Origin of the sequence: Pseudomonas sp. P7548 (genome assembly GCF_013386585.1) — a bacterium.
In the GTDB taxonomy this organism is placed as follows: Bacteria; Pseudomonadota; Gammaproteobacteria; order Pseudomonadales; family Pseudomonadaceae; genus Aquipseudomonas.
This window is the reverse complement of record NZ_JACARO010000168.1, coordinates 1-880: the sequence shown is the minus strand read 5'-3', so window position 1 is coordinate 880 and position 880 is coordinate 1. Positions and strand designations below refer to the sequence as shown.

Here is an 880-nt window from a genome sequence, read left to right as displayed (position 1 = left end):
CTTTTAGTAGTATGGCGCAGTGTCACTACTTGCTTTCGAAAGGCCGCCCCGGTATAAAAAATCAAATTATTTTTTAAAACAATATTTCCCACGTGGAACCCCTATGGTCGCGAAGAAACTCAGCGCTCCAAACGTTACCAAGACTCGACTGCTGGATGCGACAGAGGCTCTCTTCATCAAATACGGCTATGACGCCGTGCTGCTCCGGCAGATTACCGAGCGTGCCCAGGTGAACCTGGCCGCCGTGAATTACCACTTCGGGGACAAGGATTCCCTGATGAAAACCCTATTGATGCAACGCCTGGAGCCGCTCAACGAGCAGCGCCTGGAGTTGCTCGCGCGTTGCGAAGCCGAATCCGACGGCCCGCTCGATTGCGACACCTTGCTCGGCGTGCTGTTTGCCCCGGCCATGGGCCTGGAGCGCAGCGACCCGGCCAGCGCCAGTGGGGAAGGGCGCTCGTTCATCCGGTTCCTAGGCCGGGTCTACAGCGACACATCGCCGTTTATCCAGGAATACCTGAAGGTGCATTACCAGCCGGTGTTCCAGCGTTTCTTCGAAGCCTTTGCCCTGGCCTTGCCGGACCTGCCGCGCAATGAGCTGGGCGTGCGCCTGCAATTTGCCCTCAAGGCGATTTCCGGGGTAATGGCGGGCACTGAACTGCGCCTGCTGATGAACTCCATGAGCCTGGGCCGTCCGGCGACGGATGCCGAAGTCATGGCCAAGTTGATCACCCTGGTGTCGGCGGCGATTCGTGTGCCGCAGCAGAGCCCGGAAGCCGAGAATGCCTTGGCCAAGGTGCTGGACACTCAGCGGGCCATTCGTGAACAGGCCAATGAACCAGCGGCCAAGGCCTCGCGCTAGCTCACATCCCAGGCAAAA

Annotated in this window: 1 protein-coding gene; it reads left to right on the top strand. The window is 59.1% G+C overall.

Going from position 1 to position 880, the window contains the following annotated elements:
- Positions 1 to 103: 103 nt before the first annotated feature.
- On the top strand, positions 104 to 862 hold the full coding sequence (locus tag HX803_RS31950) for a TetR/AcrR family transcriptional regulator (protein ID WP_176998819.1): 759 nt from the start codon (positions 104 to 106) through the stop codon (positions 860 to 862).
- Positions 863 to 880: the final 18 nt, after the last annotated feature.

Coding starts and splice junctions, on each gene's coding strand:
- HX803_RS31950 (WP_176998819.1), top strand. CDS start 104: ATGGTCGCGAAGAAACTCAGCGCTCCAAACGTTACCAAGACTCGACTG.